Origin of the sequence: Phyllobacterium sp. CCNWLW183 (assembly GCF_037203775.1) — a bacterium.
GTDB lineage: Bacteria > Pseudomonadota > Alphaproteobacteria > Rhizobiales > Rhizobiaceae > Phyllobacterium > Phyllobacterium ifriqiyense.
Window position 1 is genome coordinate 1 of record NZ_JBBCBN010000005.1, and the last position, 20,515, is coordinate 20,515.

Sequence of the window (20,515 nt, forward strand, 5' to 3'; positions counted from 1 at the left end):
ACACTTCGTAAAAAACATGGGCAGGCGAACCTCAAATCTCGCCTGCCTTAAACGCCGCAGCAAACACAAATTGAGCCAGCCAATAAACAAGTGGCCGTCGTGATCAAAATGGACCGCCAATCCTACTCGCAACCTTTGGAGTTCGCCATGACAAGCACCCACAACATGCCGAGTGTGTTGATCGTCGAAAATGACCATGCCCTTGGAAGGACGATAGCAGAGTACCTCGAACGCAACGACATGTTAGCCGAGTTGACGGCAACCCGCGTTGAGGCTTTGTCCATTTACGAAAAGTTGGATCCGGATATTATTATTCTCGATCTGAAACTTCATCACGGCGACGGGTTGGACGTTCTGCGTGATCTGCGTTCCAATGGAGATGTGCCGGTTATTATGACAGGTCAACAGCTTGAGGAAAGCGACAGAGTCGTCGGCCTCGAACTTGGAGCTGATGACTATATAACCAAACCCTTCGGTATGCGCGAGCTCTTGGCAAGAATTCGGGCAATCATGCGCCGGCAGACTGTTAATGTACGACGCCAGACAAATAGGGGTAAATGGCGCTTTGGTGGATGGGAGTTGCGGGTAAAAACCCGACAACTGCTGGATCCTGAGGGCATGCCGGTTGCTTTAACCAAAGGCGAGTACGCACTTCTGTTAGCATTTATCGAAGCAGCAGGAAGACCTTTGTCACGGGAATACCTCCTTCAAGCCACACGCATTCACGAAGACGTCTTTGACCGGAGTATTGATGTCCAGATATTGCGTCTGCGCCGCAAGCTCGAAGCGGATGCAAGTATGCCTAAGGTAATCAAGACTGAACGTGGTATCGGATATACCTTCGCGATTCCGGTAACACGAGCCTGAAAACATCCTGGAAAGCTTGTTCTGAAAGCGTGTAACTCACACTAGTCGGGCTACTTGGACATGCTTTTCTGCGATCGTCTTGGCCTAGGACATGATACGGATGTTTCTTTTTTTCTTCGGTCTGAAATTGATACTCTTGCCAGGTAACTCGAAGGAGCTGTTGACAACCATATTCGTTGTTATTGTCACTATGAAATCCATTCAAAAGATGGTGTAAGATCTGTCGAATGTAGCAGAACAGACGTAACATTTGGGAATGTGCGGCAGTAGGCAGGCGGATGCCCAAGTCAAGTTCCAGGGCGGCGGTTGATTTTAAATGCAAAAAATTGTGTTTTCTGACGGGAAGAGAAATTATTATCCGCTCCTAGGATCAGGACATCGGTGCCATCCTTTGTCTTTCCGATAGCCATGGCTTCGATGTTGTCCGGCATCAATCCAATGGCACGCAGATCCAGTATCTGACTTTTGCGGATGGGAACGACCCGTTGATCATATCGTGCTAACGAAGCAATGTCGGCGATATCGGTGGCACCGTCGAGATCAATCATGAAGAGCTTGATGTGATTGCCGAAGCCTTGGGAAAAGCTACGTTCTAGTGCAAGTAAACGGCGATTATCCAGAGCAGCCATTTCCACCAACCCGTTATCCGCGTCACCCTCGGCCTTGACTGCTGCCTGCGGAATGGGAGAGACGGGATAAAGATATTGGGCTTTTGGCTCGCCTGTTGAGCCGTTGTAACGAATGATGCGCGCTAGCCCTCCGATGGTGAGGCTGGTAACCGGGCCATCTTGGTAAAGTGCCCCCTCGACACCAGCAAAAACCTCGCCAGAGGGTGATATTGCTAGGCTTTCGAAAGCAAGATTGTCGCGGATACCGCTTGATTGGTCGGCTGTGGGGGTAAAGTCGTCAGGCAGTCTGAACTCACGTAGAAAGCTCCCATCAGGCTTCCCAACTCGGACAAACGGAGCGGCGAGCGTTTTGCCATCACCTTCACTTGACCAATAAATACCGTCATTTCCAATGCGGAGGGCTTCTGGGTCCGCCGTATGAATGCCAATGGGTTCACCATTCTTGTCCAAAAGGTCCACATGCCTGACTACGGTAATCTCTTTTAAGCTTCCTGCACTGATATCTATATCAAGCTCATAGAAGCGAACCGGCCCTCGTTCGGCCCGGTCATCGCTGAGGCCAATATATCGACCGGTCGATGCATCGAAATCTAGGCCGGAGATGCCACCAAACTCTATACCATTTGCCGTCTTGCCGGTCGGTATTACAAATTCGCCGAGATAAGATAAGGATATACCTGCAGAGCAATCGCCGTAAGGACATGGCGTTTCAATCGTGGTACCGATTTCGGTAGCATGAACAACAGCGCTGCTGGAGATGAGCAAAAAAGTTGCGGTGGCTTGAAAACGCCTGATTGGTAGATATTCGGTAAAGGCTCGAACCAAGGGTTTGATCACCTGCGCCCACCTTCTCCGTACCGGAAAATAATTCTTCTGCGCGTTCATCACATTACCTCTCCTGCTTCATTCGTTCTGAATGGTGCAGATTATCATCACGCCATCTCTAACTGGATTTCAGAATTTGGCGAGATCGTTTCAAATGAAAGCAGTCATTGGAGACATATGCGCTATACATTGAGCAGTTAGATGTCGAGTTGCTCGGGCCGCGGTGGCACCGTGTTATAGCGTAGCCGGGTATCTATTGTGCAATTATATGAACCATCTCAATAAGGAGCGGCTTGACTGCCGAACCTTCGAATAAATGAAACCAAGATCATCTCGACCCGCTGATCCGCATTTTCCGGATGAATCCAATACGAACCGCCCGCCGATTCTGACCTGCCAAGAGATGGAAACTAAAAAATTTTGGAAGCGTGCTCATCATCGAGCGTTTCACATTTATTATTCGGAAGGCAAATGCGATATCCGCAATCCAGCCTTTATTGTTCGGGGCGGCAATACCCTCCGCCGATGCCATTTGGCGAGAGCACGATCTGCCACAACTGTGTTTCTCTGGCACGAAAGCATCCAGCCATGGCCAACAGATAATATTTCCACATCCGATAAAACCGCTCGCCATACTGGTCGCAAAAACGGGGCCACGATGCCTCAAATTTTTCATACCAGGCCATCAAAGTACGATCGTAGTCTGCTCCAAAATTGTGAAGATCCTCGATGACGAAATAATCGCTTGCGCTGCGGGAGATCTGATCAAGGCTGGGCAATTCGCCATTTGGAAAAATATACCGGTCAAACCAAGGATCCGGTGCAAACTTCCAGCGCTTCCGTCCAATGGTATGAAGTAAAAAGACTCCGTCATCTGTTAAACTTCGACGCGCCATCTGAAAAAACGTTTTGAAATTCTTGTGACCTACGGCTTCAAACATCCCGATTGAACATACCCGATCGAATTTCTCATCACCTTTCTTGTTAAAGGCGCGATAGTCAGTCAACCTAAATTCGACTGGCAGGCCGCTCGTTCGCTGGGTGGCCAAGCTTGCCTGCTCTTTCGAGTTTGTAATTCCTACGCAACTGACGCCATATTCCTCAGCAGCATATTTTGAAAAACTCCCCCACCCGCAACCGATGTCCAAAACCCGCATTCCACGCTCAAGACCGAGTTTTTTACAAACAAGGTCCAGCTTTGCAATTTGCGCCTCCTCTAAACTGTTCGCCTGCTTCCAATACCCGCAGGTGTAAGTCATACTCGAGTCTAACATCGAAGCAAAAAAGTCATTGCCAATATTATAATGAGAATTCGCAACCTGAACAGCACGTCTTCTGCTTTGCAGATTGCGAAACCGCGACATCATTCCAAGGATGAGGTCGTGTATTTTTATTTTTTTATTGAGATCGGCCCGAAAAATCCGGTCAAAAAACTGGTCGAGCGATTCACATTCCCACCAGCCATCCATGTAACTTTCCCCCAACCCCAGACTGCCCTCCCCTGTTACTCGGTCGAGTGCCCGAACATTGAGAATTTGAACATCCCAAGGATTTCGTCCATTTAGCTTAATATCCGCGGATTCTAGGATTCTTCCTATGGCAGCAGCAGCCTTGGGCCGCTCGTCAAGAGCTATGCCTCTTTGGTTTTGTAACGGTTCCAACATCATATCCCTCTTGAGAGTCAAAAAATACCATTTATGATCAGGGCTACAGGGGAGTTTCACCCCCCCCTTTTTTTGTTGCAAATGTCACTTGAGAGCAATCCACACCAGTTAAGCGCAAGTATTTTTTACGTCGCAAATCATTAAATAAACAATGGAGGGGCGTAGTGTACTGCGAGAAGAGCTCAGAGCGTAACATGGGTTCCCCGTAACATCGCATCGCGATGTGTCATACGAGTCGCTAGCTTGAAAGTCGGATCACACCAACACTCTGACTTGGTCTCATACGACCCTTTCAATATTTAGGACATCGACCTTGCCCCCGCCAGCCTGATTCATAGCAGCCGCAACACCGATTGCTTCGATAATGGCCTCGACACGGTTTTCATCGGCAACAATTTCCACTTTGATCATGGGAAGAAAGTCCATTTCATAGCTCGCACCGCGATGCTGCTCCTTGTAGCTATTCTGGAATGGATACATCATGGCCTCGAATGTAGTTATTTCCTGAACATCCAATACCTCAAGTGCTTTCCTCACATCAGTCAGTACGAACGGCCTGATTATTGCTTCGATTTTTTTCATATCGCGTGAGCTTCCGCTTCTGTTCTCTAATGCCGCTTTAATTGCGACCTGATTTTTTGCTGCATAATCAGCAATATTGATTTCGCAATGCCGGCCCCGACAACACTCCGACACCCTCGCCACGTGGTTTAAGTCCGGTTTCGACGCCGCAACAACTGCTCGTGGGATGAGAAGTGCGCTTGTTGCGGACAGCCATCTCTATCTCATTCCGCCGGATGCCAATGTCGGCCAGCGCCAATTGTTTTGCTTGCACAGATGGGGCGATCGCATTGCGCAAATACGTGTGGTGAGAATACCACATCCATGCACTTTTCAGCATGGTCAGTACGAGTTTCAATCGAGTCATCAATGGGTGGTTGGCCACCATTCCCCTCCTCAATCTTGGTTGCATTTGTGGCGGCTAAATTTCATCCTGCACGGCGTATTATGTATTTGCTGATGGTAGTTGTCCGGAAACCAATCGGATTTCTAAATCCGAAAATGTGGTTGCAATGGAAATATGTGAGGTCGCGTGCAGCTATCCTTGGTGTAGCCATCTAGTGGGCGCTCAACAACGACGACGCGCCGGGCTGGATAGAAGATCCTGTTGACTTCACCTCAACGTGTTTAGTCCGCCGGTGTCCGGTTCCTGATTGATCCCATAGTTGGCCAGGCTTTAAGGCACGGTCAACAGGTAATCGTGATCTATATCCATCCGGACCAATGGGCATAGCCGCACAGGCCGCCATTTCGAAGGGTGTGCCGCTTTACGTGCAAAACGAAACAGATGCTACAATCATCCGTTCCCAAGGGTTCAGCAATGTGCGAGTCCTTTCTGAAAAATCAGAACTGGCTGGTATCCGTCTCATCAAGATCAGTGGCCGCCATAGCACCGATGCAGCCTATGACGTCATTGGCGGTGTCCCGGAGACGTTTCTGGTATTGTACTAGCCCGCTCAGGCGATAAGACTGTCTATGTCGCAGGCGATACAATCTGGAACGATGATATTGCGAGGGCGCTTGCCACACATAAGCCTGATATCGCGATACTTAATACAGGCTGTACAAAAGTTGTGGGTATTGCGGACGCCATCCTTGTGGGCACCCCGGATGTGGCTGCTGTTCGCAAGGTTGCTCCCGAAACGATAATGTCGCCTCTCATATGGAGAGGATCAATCAATCACCGCACACTAACGCGCGCCGCACTACGCCAGTTTGCGTTGGCCAATGGCTTTGAACATAAGCTCTTTACCCCAGCTGATGGCGAAACCCTGTTTGTTTGATGGACTTGTGTCCTTCAACTCGGCCGCCCTGAATACTAGTCACCCTACAGCTTGTGGGAAGTCTTATGCAAGTTAATTGGATTTCTACAATGATAGTGGACTTGTTAATATGTTACCTGGTTGCGTAATCAGACCAAGGAGATGCTTCCTTCGTTCTGCGCAATCAAATCGCAATTGGAAAATCGTGAGTTCCTTTGGAAAGTTACTTCCATGACCAGCTGCCGGGCCTGGTTGAAGAGAGCATTGTGCTGCGTTTTGACATTCCAGCGCACGAAAATGCCACGTAGCGCATGTCAAGGCGACAATGAAAGGGCTTTGCCTTAGTCAGAGGTCGATCGCAAGCCAACGACAGCGGGACTTGTTGTCATTGTTTACCCGACACGTTTGGCCAGATGATTTAGAATCTACCCAATCATATTCTCCAAGTACCTGGTCGGGTGTCATTGATGCGCGGATTCCGGCACTGAAAATTGGCATCACGAGGACACTACCAAGTGCAATCGACACTACAGTTTCCCATGATACATTTGTTTATGACCAGACGAGTTGAACTTCTGCCTGAAGTCTCATGGTTGAGAGCTTTCAACAATACACTTGTCTCGCTCGGGACTACTGCCTGAGGCAGGTTACTGCAGACGCTTCGGTCCACAAATGTGAAGCACTTGTATATGTCGGCATTGTAGTGTGCGTCGTTTCGCAACCCAGGGTCGTGCTGATCGCGTAATTGGCACCGACGCATTCGGCACGCTGGAGCACACAATCGGCGAGAGCGAAATCGTCATCAATCCCGATTACGCTTACCCTACTTATGGGGTTCCGTCTGAAGAAATCAATGACGCGAGAAGGCTTGCTGCCCGTACCGAAGCGATGATCACTCGATCCGGTACATGAAGGTAAATCCATGCAAGGAATGATTGATCTGACACGCACGGGCTTTTTCTGGGAGGGTCAAATACGTTACATTCATCTCGGTGGAGCGCTGCACTGAACAGCTACAGCTATTATTACAAAGATGGCTAAGGCTTTGATCGGAACTTCAATTTGAGCGCCAAGCCACCGCTTTTTCCTTGCCTCACTCGAATTATCCGATGACAGAAACAAGGCACCTGAAGGTCTGGAGAAACGGCTAGCACTGCCCCCAGGAAAACACATAACAAACGCTCACTCAATGCTTTACTTTCCTTGAATCGACAGCTGGAGTAGTGTCGCTCCAATATCCATCAAGTAGGAAACTCATACAGACTTTTCAGTCTACCAACGCAGCATACATTATGCTGGCGCGTTCCATTTCCCGCTATGTGCATAGATTGCATCACGAAGCTCGCGAACATCTTTGTTCAATATCCCGAGTTGTTGGGCCGTTTGTCCCGATGCAATCAGGAGTTCATCGCCCAAACAACCCGCTTTGGACTTGAGGTTACGCCCATCATCCGTTAATGTTAGCACTACCTGCCGCTCATTTTGCGGATTGCGTGTGCGGCGTATCAAACCGGCACTCTCGAGTCGCTTGAGAACCGGCGTCAGCGTACTTGATTCAAGCGCAAGCTTATCGGCGATGCTTCCCACAGATTCTTCGTGCTCGCGCCATAGGATATTTAGTACCAGATATTGAGGATACGTCAGCCCCAACTCTCCAAGCAGCGGTTTGTACGCCCGCTGAATCGCTATGCCGGCAGAGTAGATTGCGTAGCAAAGCTGATCATCGAGTGGTACAGGGTTGTTTATCTTTTTTTGGGTCATGGCATGCTCCTTTGTCAGTTAGATATAGCGTAGTTAATTGCAGAAATAAATATCGCGATATTTATTTCTGCAAGATCGGTCTCTAGTTCTTAGGCGCCATGGATGCTGATTTCTGCCTGGAACCAACCCGGTATCGATAATATTTCCGTTGAGAATGACTCGTGTTTCCACCTGTCGCTGCGTAATGTGATCGGGGGACTATGGAGTGATCGACATGGCATTACTAAGCGTTATTTGACGTTGGCATTTCCCAGGAAGCCCCGGCTTGGGGCGTGGACAATACATCCGGTCGTGGGGCGCTTGTGCCGTTAGCATTTGGAGCAGGCGAAGCATTCCAATTCGACTGTTTTGAGACGCGGGTCTACGAACATCCGCAGAAGTTCACCATGATTTTTTAGCGCTGTTAGAGCTTTGAGACGTCGTTTGAATTACGCGATACGACCGGACATGTCGGACGGAACGAGAAAGCCAAAAGAACACGTCTGCGGCAGAGATTGCCCCTCGAACCTCATGCATTCGACATCGCTTGCTTCCTCAAAGTCAATGAAACGCCAAGCGGTGCTTGTTGGCGAGCAGTCGCCAAGCGTTCCTGGCTCGGAGAAAATCCCCCCCTCATCCCTGGGCGTTTCGGAGCTCAGTAGCTTTTTCAACCTGATGTTGTACACCGACTTTTATTCGGCAAACCCCAATGCATCGAGACTAGCTAATATCTGAGGAAGCGGAAACGCACTCCTTCAGTCATCACGATCAATGCACTCAACTATTTGCTGTACTAGCAACCCCTGGAACAACCGGCATTACATTTGTAGCCTTATTTTCTTACATGAGAGTTGCTCTCAGATAATAGAATTTTCTAATCTTCCCTCGAAGTTTTACATTCAAATAATGAGCGAGCGAACAAAATGGGCTTACGAATAAATGATGTTGCGCCGGATTTTACCGCCGAAACCACGCAAGGCGAGATCAAATTCCATGATTGGATAAGGGATAGCTACGCCGTTCTGTTCAGTCATCCGAAGAATTTCACACCCGTCTGCACCACAGAACTTGGCTACATGGCCGGGCTTGCGCCTGAATTCGAAAAACGCAATGCCAAGATCATTGGCATTTCTGTTGATCCCGTCGAAAGCCATGCAAAATGGAAAGCAGATATCAAGACGGCAACGGGTCATGAGGTCGATTATCCTCTGATCGGTGATCACGACCTTAAAGTGGCCAAGCTTTATGACATGCTGCCAGCAGAGGCTGGAGATTCGTCTGATGGCCGTACGCCTGCAGACAATGCCACTGTTCGTTCAGTCTTCGTTGTTGGCCCTGACAAGAAGATAAAGCTGGTTCTTACCTATCCGATGACGACCGGGCGCAATTTTGATGAGATACTGCGCGCCATAGACAGTATCCAATTGACGGCCAAGCATCAGGTGGCAACGCCTGCTCAGTGGAAACAGGGCGAGGACGTCATCATCACCGCCGGTGTATCAGACGAAGATGCAAATGCCCGCTTTGGCGGCTTTGAACGCATCTTGCCTTATCTGCGCAAAACCAAACAGCCGACATAGCAACCGCTACAATTGCACACCGTCAAGATGGTCTCCGCACAGCCCGCGGAGACCGCAATTTTTTCAACTTATTGGATCGAATTCGTTTGATGCCGACGGGAAAATCGATCTTTCTGCCGATTGAACATTTGCGCCATAAAACAACAATTGACTCATTTCTAATTTTATTAAAATGTGATGCAATTCATCTTTAGTTGAATCGAGCGTGAATGCTCCGAGATTGGAGCGGGATCATTGTCGCGTTATTTGTCGGATTTCTTTAAGCTCAAGCAGCCACTTACCTGTGTGGAATGCAAAACCATATTCCTGCAAATTCCGGAGGAATCGTTTGACGAAGCCCCCGTGCATTGCCGGGAATGTGGTGCCTATATCTGCAACTGGTCATCGGTGAAAGAAGTGTGTTCGCCAGACAATTCGGAATATGGCACCTCCAATTCCTCCGACCTGCGAAAACTCGCCAGAACACGGCTCTAATCAATCGGCAAGGCATAGGTCTGTTTAACGATCTGGCTGGGCACATCAGTTTTAACGTTCTGTATGCCATTGATCTTCGTCAGGTGCGTTGACTGAAAACGCCGGTACTCATCGAGATTGGCAACGACTACCCTCAACAGAGCGTCGCTTTCACCCAGCATGATGTAACACTCGACCACTTGGGGAAGCTTCTTCATGGCATCCATGAAATGCTCGATAGTTTCCGCGTCCTGCGCCGTCAGCCACACGCGGGCAAACATGGAAAGTGCCAGATTGAGCTTGGCTGGATTAAGAACGGCAACATAACGATCAATTATACCCGCCTCCTCCAATAAGCGGACACGGCGCAGGCATGGGGAGGGCGACAGACCGACCTGCTGCGCTAGTTCTACATTCTGCATGCGCGCATCCCGCTGCAGCGCCTTCAAAATTCGCTTGTCGATCTCATCGAATACCATTGGAGTTCCATGCCATATAAGTGCTTACAATCATTATTTGATGCTAAGTTTTTCCAATTTCCAGCAATCTTTGCAAGCAAATTGCGGCAGCACTATCTTAATATTTCAATATGGAATTTCAAACGATAGCCCTTTTCACTGCAACCGTGCTGCCGCTGATCTGCACTCCGGGGCCGGACATGCTTTTCGTGGCATCGCAGGCTCTGTCCGCAGGCACCATTGCTGGCCTGCGAGCCACTGCTGGCATTTGCCTCGGCTACTTGATCCATTCCGTACTTGTCGCATGCGGTGTTGCCGCCATCATTGCTGCTTCACCTCTTTTGTTCGAAGGCCTGCGCTGGCTGGGCATTGCATATTTGATCTACCTTGCGTGCCGGCTGATACGCTCCTCTCTTACGCCCGGTATTTTAAGCATCGCGGCAAAATCCTCTTCGGGACAACTCAAGCGCGGATTTCTGACGGCACTTTTCAACCCGAAGGGCATGATGATCTACATAGCTATCCTGCCGCAATTCATGCGTGAGGGAAGCAATGGCGCCTTACAAGCCGGCATCCTTTCTGCCGTTTTTGTGTGCTGGTGCGCGGTGGTCTACACGCTTTTGAGCATCGCCATCGGCAAAGCCGGGCACCGTAGCGGTTTCAATGACAGGCGCCGACGGACCATTGAAGCCAGCGCGGGAGGGCTTCTGATTATTGCTGCCACCTTCATGGCAGGACATTAGGCTCTCGACCCTAAAACCGCCGCAAAAAATAATTCTATTGAAATCGAACCGACCGGTTTAAATTGAGTCGGCCCATGCCCATATAAAAGCGGGGCATATCAGTCAGGATAAATCGCATGGACGGCAGCGCAGTTCAGATCTCATCGTGTGGACGCAATGAGGCCCGTTCTCTTTGGCTGCGACAGCGTGTTGCAATCCTTCGCAATAATCCGAATTTCTGCCAGGCCTCGTTTGAATATGCCCATGGCATTGTCGGGGTTTTCGAAGGCCAGTACATGGCCAATAAAGTCATGGCCAATGCTGCACGGCAAGTTATCTGCATGGCAATTGCCGCCATGCATTACGGACGCGATGAGGTGCATCACGGTGCGTCCATTTCAAATCTTCAGCACGTCACCACGGAACTTGGTCTTTGCAGCAAGAGCACCACAGCGGCTACTGTTAATCTGCTTGAGAATATCGGTCATGTAACACGGGTCAAAGACGAGGCGGACCACCGCAGCCACCTTATCGAGCCCACAGGGCAACTGGTTTCAGTTCTGCACGATATTATTGCGGTTTGCCTTTCTGCGGCAGACCGGCTTTTCCCCTTGCGGCGCTATCGCGCTCTGCTCGACAGTTCGTCCGGTTTTCTTGAGCGCTATTTCGCCACCAGCCTGCATTCGCTGTTTGATATAGAACCCTTGATCATTGAGGATCGCCGTTCACGCCTGTTCGCCACGAGCGACAGCGGGGAAATGCTGCTTTGCAAGCTGATGGCAGGACGGACCGAACGCGACCAGAATGTCGTTAGCCTGCCCTTTGATGAGATCGGCCATCTTTATGGTGTGTCGCGCACCCATATCCGGCGTTTGATGAAGAAGGCCGAGACCGAAGGCATGGTCCGGCTTATTGATGCTGGTGGACGACACATCGAATTGCTGCCGCCCTTGAAAGAGGTGTTCAACAATATTGTCGCCTCCCATATCGCCAAGGTGCAATTCGATATTCACCTTGCAAATGAAGACTACGATCTTCTTCCTGCTGAGCTTTGTGCTTGATTTTATATCGTCATTTATATTTCAAATTTTGAATTATTTGGGAACTCCAATCAACAAATACATAAAAAGACTTGACCCCACCGGTTAGGGCGGGGTCTTTGAGCATTGACTGGAGATCAAGTAAACTCAATCGTCCTGATTTCTTATGAAACATCAAAAGGTTCTAGGACGCGCAGACAATCTGCAATGAAATGCCCCGGGCGTCAAAGGACATAATCAGTTGCTTCCATACGGTATTTTTTTCTAATTTTATCGATATATGTAGTAGTTAATACTATTTCAACGGCTTTTAGACACCGTAACTCCGACTTATGATTTCAAGACCGCTCACGGAATCGTGAATAAATATGTGCGCTTCACGCCCGTAATCCATGTTTTCAAGCAGATTTATCCACAGAATGGCCTCACTCAAATATTCATTCGTGCCAATTAAGCAACACTATGGCGCTTGTAAGAAGCAACCGGTTTTGTCCTTTGACCTGAACGGCCCGAAAGTAAGACATAGTGGAGGCATTCACTCTCTTGAATGTGATCCCTCACTCATGATCTTTACTGGAGATTCCAGATGAATTTTAGAAGCATTCTTATTGGTTCCGCCGCTGCACTGACAGCGGTATCAGGAGCCCGCGCCGCCGACGCTGTCGTCGTCGCTGAACCTGAACCGGTTGAATATGTTCGCGTCTGCGATACATATGGCGCCGGGTTCTTTTATTTGCCAGGCACAGAAACCTGCCTCAAGGTAGGTGGATATTTGCGTTTCGACCTGCAGGGGGGCGATGATCCCTATGATGGTTCGAATTCGGGCCGCAGAAACGAGTCAGGCCGGAATGATGAAAGCTATCATATCCGTACCCGTGCGCAGGTTACCTTCGATGCCCGTTCCGAGACAGAACTCGGAACCTTGCGCTCCTACATCGCAACCCGCTTCCAGTATGATGACGGCGATAATTCCGACGCCACCATTCCTGAAGCCTATATCGAACTTGGCGGTTTCCGCGTTGGTGTCGCCGACGAAATCTTCGGCGCCTGGGTCGGTTATGCCGGCGATATCATTCAGGACGATGTGATCAACTATCAGTCGGGTAAGTCCAACCAGATCAGCTATACATTCGCAGCGGGCAATGGCTTCTCTGCAATTATCGCAGCTGAACAGGGCTCGGATGAGTTCGGCGACAATGTGATCGATGATTACATGCCTCACGTTCTTGCCGGTGCGAAGTTTGAGCAGGCATGGGGTAAGATCGCCGGTACTGTCGGCTACGACTCCAAAGTCGAAGATGTTGCAGTCAATCTTCGCCTTGACGTGAACATCACTGACCGCATCTCCGCATGGGTCATGGGTGCATACCAGTCAGATTTCAGACGCGAAAGCTTCTACGATCATGACACCAACTGGTTTGCCCAGTTCCAGGGTGATTATGCTGTCTGGGGTGGCGTTGCCGCCAAGCTCTCCGAAAAGGCAGTCCTGAATGCACAGGCAGCCTATGAAGAAGAAGGCACCTACGCTTTCGCAGTTAACGTGGCTTATGAACTGGTTCCAGGCCTGAAGATCACGCCGGAAATCAACTACACCAAGTTTGACGGCGCACGTAAGGACGACTCGATTGCCAATGGCGGCAGCGATGACGCGTTTGGCGGCATCATCCGCTTCCAGCGCAATTTCTAATCCTTGCCATAACAAGATTGCAAGGCGGCGGGTGAAAACTCGCCGCCTTCGCTTTTATCTGCTGGCAGTAGAAGCCCGCAACACAAGATGACAAGCGAGCTCGACACGGCGGGGTGGCATCGGAACACTTGTCAGACTGTCCCGCAACAGATCCAGCGCCACATAACCCAATTCACGCATGGGAATATGCATGGTGGTCAATGGCGGATTGAGGAAAGCTGCTTGTGGCAGGTCATCCATTCCCATGACCGAGACGTTACCCGGCACCGAATAGCCCGCTTGCTGAACGCCCATCATCGCACCAACTGCCAGACTGTCTCCGGCAGCAAGCACTGCTGTAAAATCCAGGCCTTTTTCACTCAGCCGCTTGGTGATTGCCTGAGCTGCAAGCTCCGGCAACCAGTCCTCAACCGGGACAACCAGATCATCCGTATAGGGAAGATTGTGATGCACCAGCGCATCCCGCCATCCCTCCCGCCGCCTCTCAATTGTGTGACGGCCCGGACGCATAAGGAAGAGAATACGTTCATGGCCAAGCTTGATCAGATGTTCCGCCGCCACACGCGCAGCGGATCGGTTGCAGGGCGTTACGCTTGAAAGCCGCATAAGCGGATCGTCGCCATTGATCATCACAACCGGTTTGCCGAAATCCCGCATCGCCGCAAGGATCGATTCGTCGTCGACAGTAAGAAACAGGAGACCTGCCACATCCGGATCGGCCAGCGCCTCCTCCAGCATGGCGTTTTCTTCCGCTTGCCCGGCCACGGCGCGCGTGATGATCTCCAGTCCAAGCACCTGTGCCCGGTCCCGCAATCCTTCGAGCACGTAAAGAGTGAACTGGTTGCGCACATAATCAATCATCGCAGCGCTTGAGGCGGCAACAATAACTTTCTTGCCTGCAACCGGCGTCGGCACGGTGTAATTGGCGGCCTTGGCGGCCTCCACCACCCTTTCGCGTATATCAGCACGCACGCCTTTTTCACCGGAAAGCGCCCGCGACACAGTGCTCAGCGAAACACCGACTTTCTCGGCAATATCCTCAAGTCTGACACGCCTGCTCTGTTTTCCCCGTTTCCCGGGTTCGGGTTTTACGATCATGAAACTTTTCTCCGCTGAACCCACACTGCAAAAAATTTTCATATTGCGCAAATTATTTTCTGGTGCTTCCATAGTCTTATCGCTCGGGAGAAGCGTAGATTGCAGTCATGCATCTGCATGGCGGGACTTGGAGGAAAGCAGATGGGCCTTACTGGCCAGAATATCCGCAACCAGCTGGATCTGATCGTGGCCGGCATGACCGGACTCCACAATGATGGCCGCTTCGATGAACCTAATCTCGACGGCACTGCGGGCGACTACATCTCATTCGAAAGTTGGGAATGGCCGCAAGGCGTCGGGCTTTATGGGCTTGTCCGTCTATGGCTTTTCACTGGCCGTGATGACCTCAAGACCTTGATTGAAGATTGGTACACCGCTCGCATTGCGGCTGGCCTTCCTGCGCTCAACGTCAATACCACTGCTCCCATGCTGGCTCTGTCTGTTCTCTGGAAGGAAACGCGCGATCCGCGCTGGAAAAAGCCGCTGGATGATTGGGCTGATCAGGTCATGTCGCAAATGTCCCGCACCGAAGAAGGTGCCTTCGAACACCATGTCTCAGACAAGGTGAACGATCATGAACTCTGGGACGATACACTTTATATGGTTGCCCTGTTCCTTGCTTCTTACGGGCAGGCAAGCGGCCGCCGAGAGCTGGTCGATGAAGCTGCACGCCAGTTCCTTGTTCACTCCCGTTATCTTGCTGACACAAAATCCGGCCTTTGGTTCCATGGCTGGACTTTCAGAGGACGTCATAATTTCGCGCAGGCTCGTTGGGCGCGAGGCAATGCCTGGATAACTGCCGGAATGCTTGATCTTTTTGATCTCGCAGATATGCCCAAACCCGTGAAGGACTTTCTCATGGGCGTGCTGGTTGCGCAGGTCAATGCATTGCTACCCTTGCAGACCGCATCGGGCGCATGGCGCACTTTGCTCGACGATCCGTCTTCCTACGAAGAAATCTCCGCTACCGCCGGTATTGGCTATGGCCTTTTGAAGGGATATCGCATCGGGCTTGGCACACCGGAATGGCGAAAGGCTGGGCTGAAAGCCGTAAAGGCAGTTCTGAATAATATCGACGAAACCGGTACCGTGCTCAACGTCTCATATGGCACACGCATGGGCCACGATCTGCAATTTTATAAAGACATTCCCATTCAGCCGACAGGCTACGGACAGGCACTTTCCATTCTCTGCCTTTCCGAAGCGTTGCAGCATGTGGAAGCAGGAGAACAGGCAGCATGACAATGAAAGTTCTTTACGGGGCAGGCCCCGAGGATACGAAGACTTTCGATACGGGGCGGTTGCGCGCTGAGTTCCTTCTTGAGGATCTGTTTCAGCCGGACGCAGTCAGCTTTACCTACACCCATGTGGATCGCCTGATCTTGGGTGGTGCAGTGCCGGTAACAAAACAACTCGTATTTGGGACTGGCGATGATATCGGCACGCCCTATCTGCTTTCCGCTCGCGAAATGGGCGTCGCCAATTTGGGTGGCAGCGGCACGATCACTGTTGATGGCAAAAGCTTCACCCTGGAAAACCGCGACGTGCTTTATATTGGGCGTGGCGCAAAAGAAATTTCGCTATCAAGCGTGTCCGGCGATGCACCTGCCCGATTCTACATGAATTCTGTTCCCGCAGGCAGCGATATCCCGCATCGCCTGATCCGCAGATCAGAATCCAAATTGCTCGAACTTGGTGCCGAACAACGATCCAACAAGCGCAAGCTGCGCATGTATATTCATCCGGAAGTCGCCCCGTCCTGCCTGCTTTTGATGGGTATTACCGATCTTGCCGATGGCAGTGTCTGGAATACCATGCCACCCCACCTGCATGAACGGCGCATGGAAGCCTATTGCTATTTCGACCTTGCTCCTGAAGATCGCGTTATCCACCTCATGGGCCGTCCCGATGAAACGCGCCATCTCGTGGTTGCCGATCTGGAAGCGCTCGTCTCTCCGGCCTGGTCCATCCATATGGGCGCTGGCACAGGTCCTTATGCCTTTGTCTGGGGCATGACGGGAGAAAATCAGGAATATAATGATGTGGCACCGGTTGCCGTGGCGGATTTGAAATGAACGCGGAAACTCATTGGATGCGCAAGCCCCTCAAGCCGGGAGAACCCTTGCGCTACTGGCAGGTCAGCGCTCTTTCCGAAGAACGCTTCGATGTGGCTGATGCCCCTATGCAGGGTGAGATGGACCCGTTCTTCTTCCTGACCAAGGTCAAGAATTTCATTCCGCATGAATATCCATGCCGCACGATTTTTGCCGATACCTATCGTGGCAAACGCCCGGATGTCCGCGGCACATTTGACGCTGCAAAATGGTGGCTGCCTTTCGGTTCGCCCCGGCTGGATTTATCCGGCTTCTGGTTCCGGCCAACGCGTCTTGCCACCTGGACCCGGACCTATATCGACGCTGAAACCGCCGGAACCGCAACAATTCAATTGGGAACCTGTGGCGGCGCAGTTCTTTGGCTTAACGGGGCTGAGATTGGCTGGATGGCGCCCTATAGCCGAAATCTCGAAGCAAAACAGGAATTCGAACTCCCCCTCATCGAAGGCATAAATGAAATTACGCTTTTCTTCGATGATCTGGCCGAGCGTGACGCCCGCTATTTCTTCCAGTTCGATTATCTCTCTGGTCCGGCGGCGAAGATAGCACTGCCCGTGCCGGTTGCCGGATCGATTGCCGATAGCCTCGAAGCGGCGCTTGACGGAATGTCTCTTGATCGTCCGCATTATTTTGGCGGCGATATTACTCTCCTGCTCGCACAGCCGCTACCGGTTGACGTCAAGGTTAATGTTGCCGTCGAAGGTGACTTCATGTCACGCGAACGGTTTGATTTCGATTTCGAGCTTGCGGCTGGCGCAACCAGCTTGCTGATTGGACCGTCAGAAGAAGCTCCTGCCGATTTCCGCCATTTCCGCATCACCTTGCACGCTGGCGGTTTTGTCGCCTCACGTTCCTTGGGTGTCGAGATTTGTCATGCCGAACGACAAGGTAAAGCCGGGGCAACGCTTGAAAGCCGCATTGCCGAAACGCTTGATGAAATTTCGGAACATTCGGAACGGGACACTGTTCGGGCCTTTGCCCGTCTTGCCAGCGGTCGCGCCGGTGCGCAAACCGATGCGATGATTGAGGAGATTCTCCCCTCCATCGAAGATTGCCATGATTGCGCAGACTTCTCGCTCGTTCCGCTCATCTGGTCGCGCACAGTCTGGGGCAAGGACATCAACAGCAAAACGCGCGATCGGATTGATGCCGCCATTCTCAATTACCGCTATTGGATGGATGAGCCGGGCAATGATGTCCAGTGGTATTTCTCGGAAAACCACGCGCTGCTTTTTCATACATCAGCCTATCTTGCCGGCCATCTTCTCTCGGACAGCACCTTTGTCCGCTCGGGCCGTACGGGATCCGAGCAGAGCAGGATCGGTGCGGAGCGGGTACGCGCATGGCTCGATCATTTCGAAAACTGGGAAATGGCGGAATTCAACTCCGCGCCCTATTTCCCGATTGATCTGAAGGGTCTGACGGCGCTTGCCGCTCTGGCTCCCGATAATGATATTGCCACACGCGCCAAGGCAGGTATTGTCCGGCTTTGTGAAATCATTGCCCGCTCTGCCCATCATGGCATGGTGACGGCAGCGCAGGGCCGTTCTTACGAACACACGCTTTGTGCAGGGCGTTCGCTCGAATTGTCGGGTGTGGCTCGTCTCCTTTGGGGCAAGGGCTGGTATGGCCGCCGCGTTCATGCCCTTCCGCAACTCGCCGTCTGCCTGCGTGATCACGGCCTTGCAATTCCCGCAGCTCTTTCCAAGATCGCCGATTACCGGGAAGACCAGCATCAGGAATGGCGCTTTGCGCAAGGCGAAAACGCCTTTGCCGCGCTCTACCATTATAAGAGTGCTGATTTCGCCATAGGATCAGCCGCTCATTATCGCTGGGGTGAATGGGGTTATCAGGAAACCATTCTACATTTGCGCCTGGGAGAAAAGCCCGAGGCGGCGATCTGGATCAATCATCCGGGCGAAACGATCCAGTTCGGTTATGGACGGCCATCTTACTGGGGCGGATGCGGTACCATTCCCCGCGCCCAGCAATATCGCGGTCTGGCTGTTCTCGACTTTTCGATCCACGAAGAACAACCAGACTTTACCCATGCCTGGTTTCCGATTGCCGAGTTTGATGAAAGCCATGTCTCGGGCAATCTAGCTGTAGCCCGCTCGGGAACGGGAGCCGTTTTGCTGCATGCCAGCCAACCACTGTTGCAGGTTACGGAAGGCCCGTCTGCGAATGTGGAATTGCGCCAATATGGCATGAAAACACGCTGGTTTGTGCGCGTCTGCACCTCGAATGATTTGGCATCTGTCGAAGAACGCTTTGGTCGCCTTGATGCCCGTGAGGAAAGTGACGGGACCATTATCATTGACGATCCCGAATATGGGACTGTCCGTTTCCGTGCCGATGGCAGCATTGAGGCTGAAGGCCGCGTTCTTACAAGAGCCGATTATAGCGTAAAGGGCGAAGCGAAAATGCTGGACCAATCATAAGAATAAACCCGGCGGGTGGAGGCTCGCCTTGTCCTTGGAGGAGGAAACAGGCATGAAATTGAGATCGCTTCTGGCGGGCGCTACGCTCGCGCTTCTGACATCGACGGCCTATGCTGGCGATGTACGTATCATGTGGTATTCCGATGGTGTTGAAGGTGAGGTCTTGGCTGACCTCATGAAGCGCTTCATGGACCAAAACCCGGATATCAAAGTGACGATCGACAATGTTGCTTTTGGTGTCATCAAGGAACAATTGCCGGTTCAACTCGAAGCAGGTCATGGTCCGGATATTGCGCGTGTAACGGCGCTGAAAGACCTCAGCCGGCATTGGCTGGATCTGCGCCCCCTTATATCGGACGCAGCCTATTGGGACGCCAATTTCGGCGCTCAGGCCGACTGGATGCGGCCTGATGGCTCCAACCAGATTTCGGGTTTCATGACGCAGGTCACTTTGACCGGTGGCTTTGCCAACAAGACCCTGTTCGAACAGGCAGGCGTTCCCCTGCCCGGCCCTGATGCAACATGGGACGATTGGGCGGCGGCTTCAAAGAAGGTCGCCGACAGTCAGCAAATTCCTTTTGCCATGGCATTGGACCGTTCCGGCCATCGCATCACGGCGCCCAATATTGCTTTCGGTGCAAATTACATCGGAGCTGATGGCAAACCCGCGCCGCTGGATAAAGGCGCAAAGGACTTCATCACCAAATTTGTCGGATGGACGAATGACGGGGTGATGAGCAAGGATGTGTGGGTTTCCGCTGCTGGCCAGACCTACCGCGCTGCCGCCGACGACTTTATCAACGCGCAGCTTGCCTATTACTATTCCGGTTCATGGCAGATCCCTAATTTCGCGACCAAAATCGGCAATGGCTTTGATTGGGTTGCAACCGGCAGCCCTTGTGGCCCGGCTGCTTGCACCGGCATGCCTGGAGGGGCAGGTCTGGTTGCGGTAAAATATACAAAGAACCCGAAAGACGTTGCCAAGGTCATGGACTATCTGGCAAGCGAAGCAGTCGTCAAAGAATTTTCCGAGCGAACGCTTTTCATCCCGGCCCATAAGGGAATTCTCGACAAGGGCGATCTCAACTTCAAGACCGAAGACCCACAGGTCAAAGCAGCGCTTGATGTATTCGTCAAAGCCAGCAAGACGACTGCGCCCGCCGCTCAGAAAATGCCCGGCTGGCGTTGGGCTGACACGGTTTATGGCGCCTTGGTTACCCGTGTGGCTCAGGTGATTGCCGGCGAGCTGCCGCTCGACGACGCCTTCACCCGTATCGATTCTGACGTTGCGACCAAGGTCAAGGACTCCGGCCTTTGACAGAACTGGGAATGCGGCTTGTTCTCCCCTTCATAATCGAAGACAAGCCGCATAAT

17 protein-coding genes and 1 pseudogene are annotated in these 20,515 nt (G+C 51.6%); 11 read left to right on the top strand and 7 right to left on the bottom strand.

The features are described from left to right. Positions 1 to 147 precede the first annotated feature (147 nt). A complete protein-coding gene (locus V9K95_RS12510) occupies positions 148 to 867 on the top strand; it encodes a response regulator (protein ID WP_336442410.1) in 720 nt (239 codons plus the stop codon). Between the two features lie 287 nt (positions 868 to 1,154). On the opposite strand, the gene V9K95_RS12515 is transcribed toward V9K95_RS12510, so the two are convergent. The 4 genes from V9K95_RS12515 to V9K95_RS12530 all read right to left on the bottom strand — a co-directional run bounded on the left by V9K95_RS12515 (position 1,155) and on the right by V9K95_RS12530 (position 4,931). Next, a complete protein-coding gene (locus V9K95_RS12515) occupies positions 1,155 to 2,381 on the bottom strand; it encodes an esterase-like activity of phytase family protein (protein WP_336442411.1) in 1,227 nt (408 codons plus the stop codon). 434 nt (positions 2,382 to 2,815) lie between these two features. Beyond that, a complete protein-coding gene (gene cfa, locus V9K95_RS12520) occupies positions 2,816 to 3,985 on the bottom strand; it encodes a cyclopropane fatty acyl phospholipid synthase (protein ID WP_336442412.1) in 1,170 nt (389 codons plus the stop codon). A 279-nt stretch (positions 3,986 to 4,264) separates the two neighbouring features. Then, complete coding sequence (locus tag V9K95_RS12525) at positions 4,265 to 4,567, bottom strand: P-II family nitrogen regulator (RefSeq protein ID WP_336442413.1); 303 nt, start codon at positions 4,565 to 4,567, stop codon at positions 4,265 to 4,267. Between the two features lie 67 nt (positions 4,568 to 4,634). Next, on the bottom strand, positions 4,635 to 4,931 hold the full coding sequence (locus tag V9K95_RS12530) for a hypothetical protein (RefSeq protein ID WP_336442414.1): 297 nt from the start codon (positions 4,929 to 4,931) through the stop codon (positions 4,635 to 4,637). 338 nt (positions 4,932 to 5,269) lie between these two features. On the opposite strand from V9K95_RS12530, the gene V9K95_RS12535 reads away from it, so the two are divergent. Together V9K95_RS12535 and V9K95_RS23700 are read left to right on the top strand one after the other, a co-directional pair. After that, on the top strand, positions 5,270 to 5,497 hold the full coding sequence (locus tag V9K95_RS12535) for a hypothetical protein (RefSeq protein WP_336442415.1): 228 nt from the start codon (positions 5,270 to 5,272) through the stop codon (positions 5,495 to 5,497). 1,109 nt (positions 5,498 to 6,606) lie between these two features. Next, positions 6,607 to 6,849: pseudogene (locus tag V9K95_RS23700) on the top strand (1-aminocyclopropane-1-carboxylate deaminase); the annotation flags it as partial. A 249-nt stretch (positions 6,850 to 7,098) separates the two neighbouring features. On the opposite strand, the gene V9K95_RS12545 reads toward V9K95_RS23700, so the two are convergent. Next, positions 7,099 to 7,569, bottom strand: a complete 471-nt coding sequence (locus tag V9K95_RS12545) for a MarR family winged helix-turn-helix transcriptional regulator (RefSeq protein ID WP_336442416.1) — start codon at positions 7,567 to 7,569, stop codon at positions 7,099 to 7,101. Positions 7,570 to 8,471: 902 nt separating this feature from the next. Here V9K95_RS12545 and V9K95_RS12550 point away from each other — a divergent pair. Further along, entirely contained in the window at positions 8,472 to 9,128 is a 657-nt protein-coding gene (locus tag V9K95_RS12550) for a peroxiredoxin (protein ID WP_337345101.1), read from the top strand. Positions 9,129 to 9,598: 470 nt separating this feature from the next. On the opposite strand, the gene V9K95_RS12555 is transcribed toward V9K95_RS12550, so the two are convergent. Then, a complete protein-coding gene (locus V9K95_RS12555; RefSeq protein ID WP_336442020.1) occupies positions 9,599 to 10,060 on the bottom strand; it encodes an Lrp/AsnC family transcriptional regulator in 462 nt (153 codons plus the stop codon). A 110-nt stretch (positions 10,061 to 10,170) separates the two neighbouring features. Between V9K95_RS12555 and V9K95_RS12560 the strand changes: the two genes are divergently transcribed. The 3 genes from V9K95_RS12560 (at position 10,171) to V9K95_RS12570 (ending at position 13,488) form a co-directional block, all read left to right on the top strand. After that, positions 10,171 to 10,782 carry a LysE family translocator gene (locus tag V9K95_RS12560; RefSeq protein ID WP_336442019.1) on the top strand — a complete coding sequence of 204 codons (612 nt, stop codon included), beginning with the start codon at positions 10,171 to 10,173 and terminating at the stop codon, positions 10,780 to 10,782. Positions 10,783 to 10,898: 116 nt separating this feature from the next. Beyond that, positions 10,899 to 11,822, top strand: coding sequence for a hypothetical protein (locus V9K95_RS12565; protein ID WP_115053803.1), 924 nt, complete (start codon positions 10,899 to 10,901; stop codon positions 11,820 to 11,822). Positions 11,823 to 12,387: 565 nt separating this feature from the next. Beyond that, positions 12,388 to 13,488 (top strand): porin, encoded by a 1,101-nt coding sequence (locus V9K95_RS12570; protein ID WP_115053802.1) that lies wholly within the window; start codon positions 12,388 to 12,390, stop codon positions 13,486 to 13,488. Positions 13,489 to 13,542: 54 nt separating this feature from the next. Here the strand turns inward: V9K95_RS12570 and V9K95_RS12575 are convergent, their stop codons facing one another. After that, the gene (locus V9K95_RS12575) at positions 13,543 to 14,586 is read right to left on the bottom strand and encodes a LacI family DNA-binding transcriptional regulator (RefSeq protein ID WP_336442018.1); all 1,044 of its coding nucleotides are present in this window, start codon (positions 14,584 to 14,586) and stop codon (positions 13,543 to 13,545) included. A gap of 141 nt (positions 14,587 to 14,727) precedes the next feature. Between V9K95_RS12575 and bglB the strand changes: the two genes are divergently transcribed. The 4 genes from bglB to V9K95_RS12595 are packed head-to-tail and all read left to right on the top strand — an operon-like array spanning position 14,728 to position 20,459. After that, on the top strand, positions 14,728 to 15,828 hold the full coding sequence (bglB, locus tag V9K95_RS12580) for a beta-galactosidase BglB (RefSeq protein WP_115053863.1): 1,101 nt from the start codon (positions 14,728 to 14,730) through the stop codon (positions 15,826 to 15,828). Beyond that, on the top strand, positions 15,825 to 16,661 hold the full coding sequence (kduI, locus tag V9K95_RS12585; RefSeq protein WP_115053800.1) for a 5-dehydro-4-deoxy-D-glucuronate isomerase: 837 nt from the start codon (positions 15,825 to 15,827) through the stop codon (positions 16,659 to 16,661). Before bglB ends, kduI begins: the two co-directional genes overlap by 4 nt. Then, entirely contained in the window at positions 16,658 to 19,141 is a 2,484-nt protein-coding gene (locus tag V9K95_RS12590; RefSeq protein WP_336442017.1) for a hypothetical protein, read from the top strand. The genes kduI and V9K95_RS12590 overlap by 4 nt, the downstream gene beginning before the upstream one ends. A 52-nt stretch (positions 19,142 to 19,193) precedes the next feature. Then, complete coding sequence (locus tag V9K95_RS12595; RefSeq protein WP_307275718.1) at positions 19,194 to 20,459, top strand: ABC transporter substrate-binding protein; 1,266 nt, start codon at positions 19,194 to 19,196, stop codon at positions 20,457 to 20,459. Positions 20,460 to 20,515 lie beyond the last annotated feature (56 nt).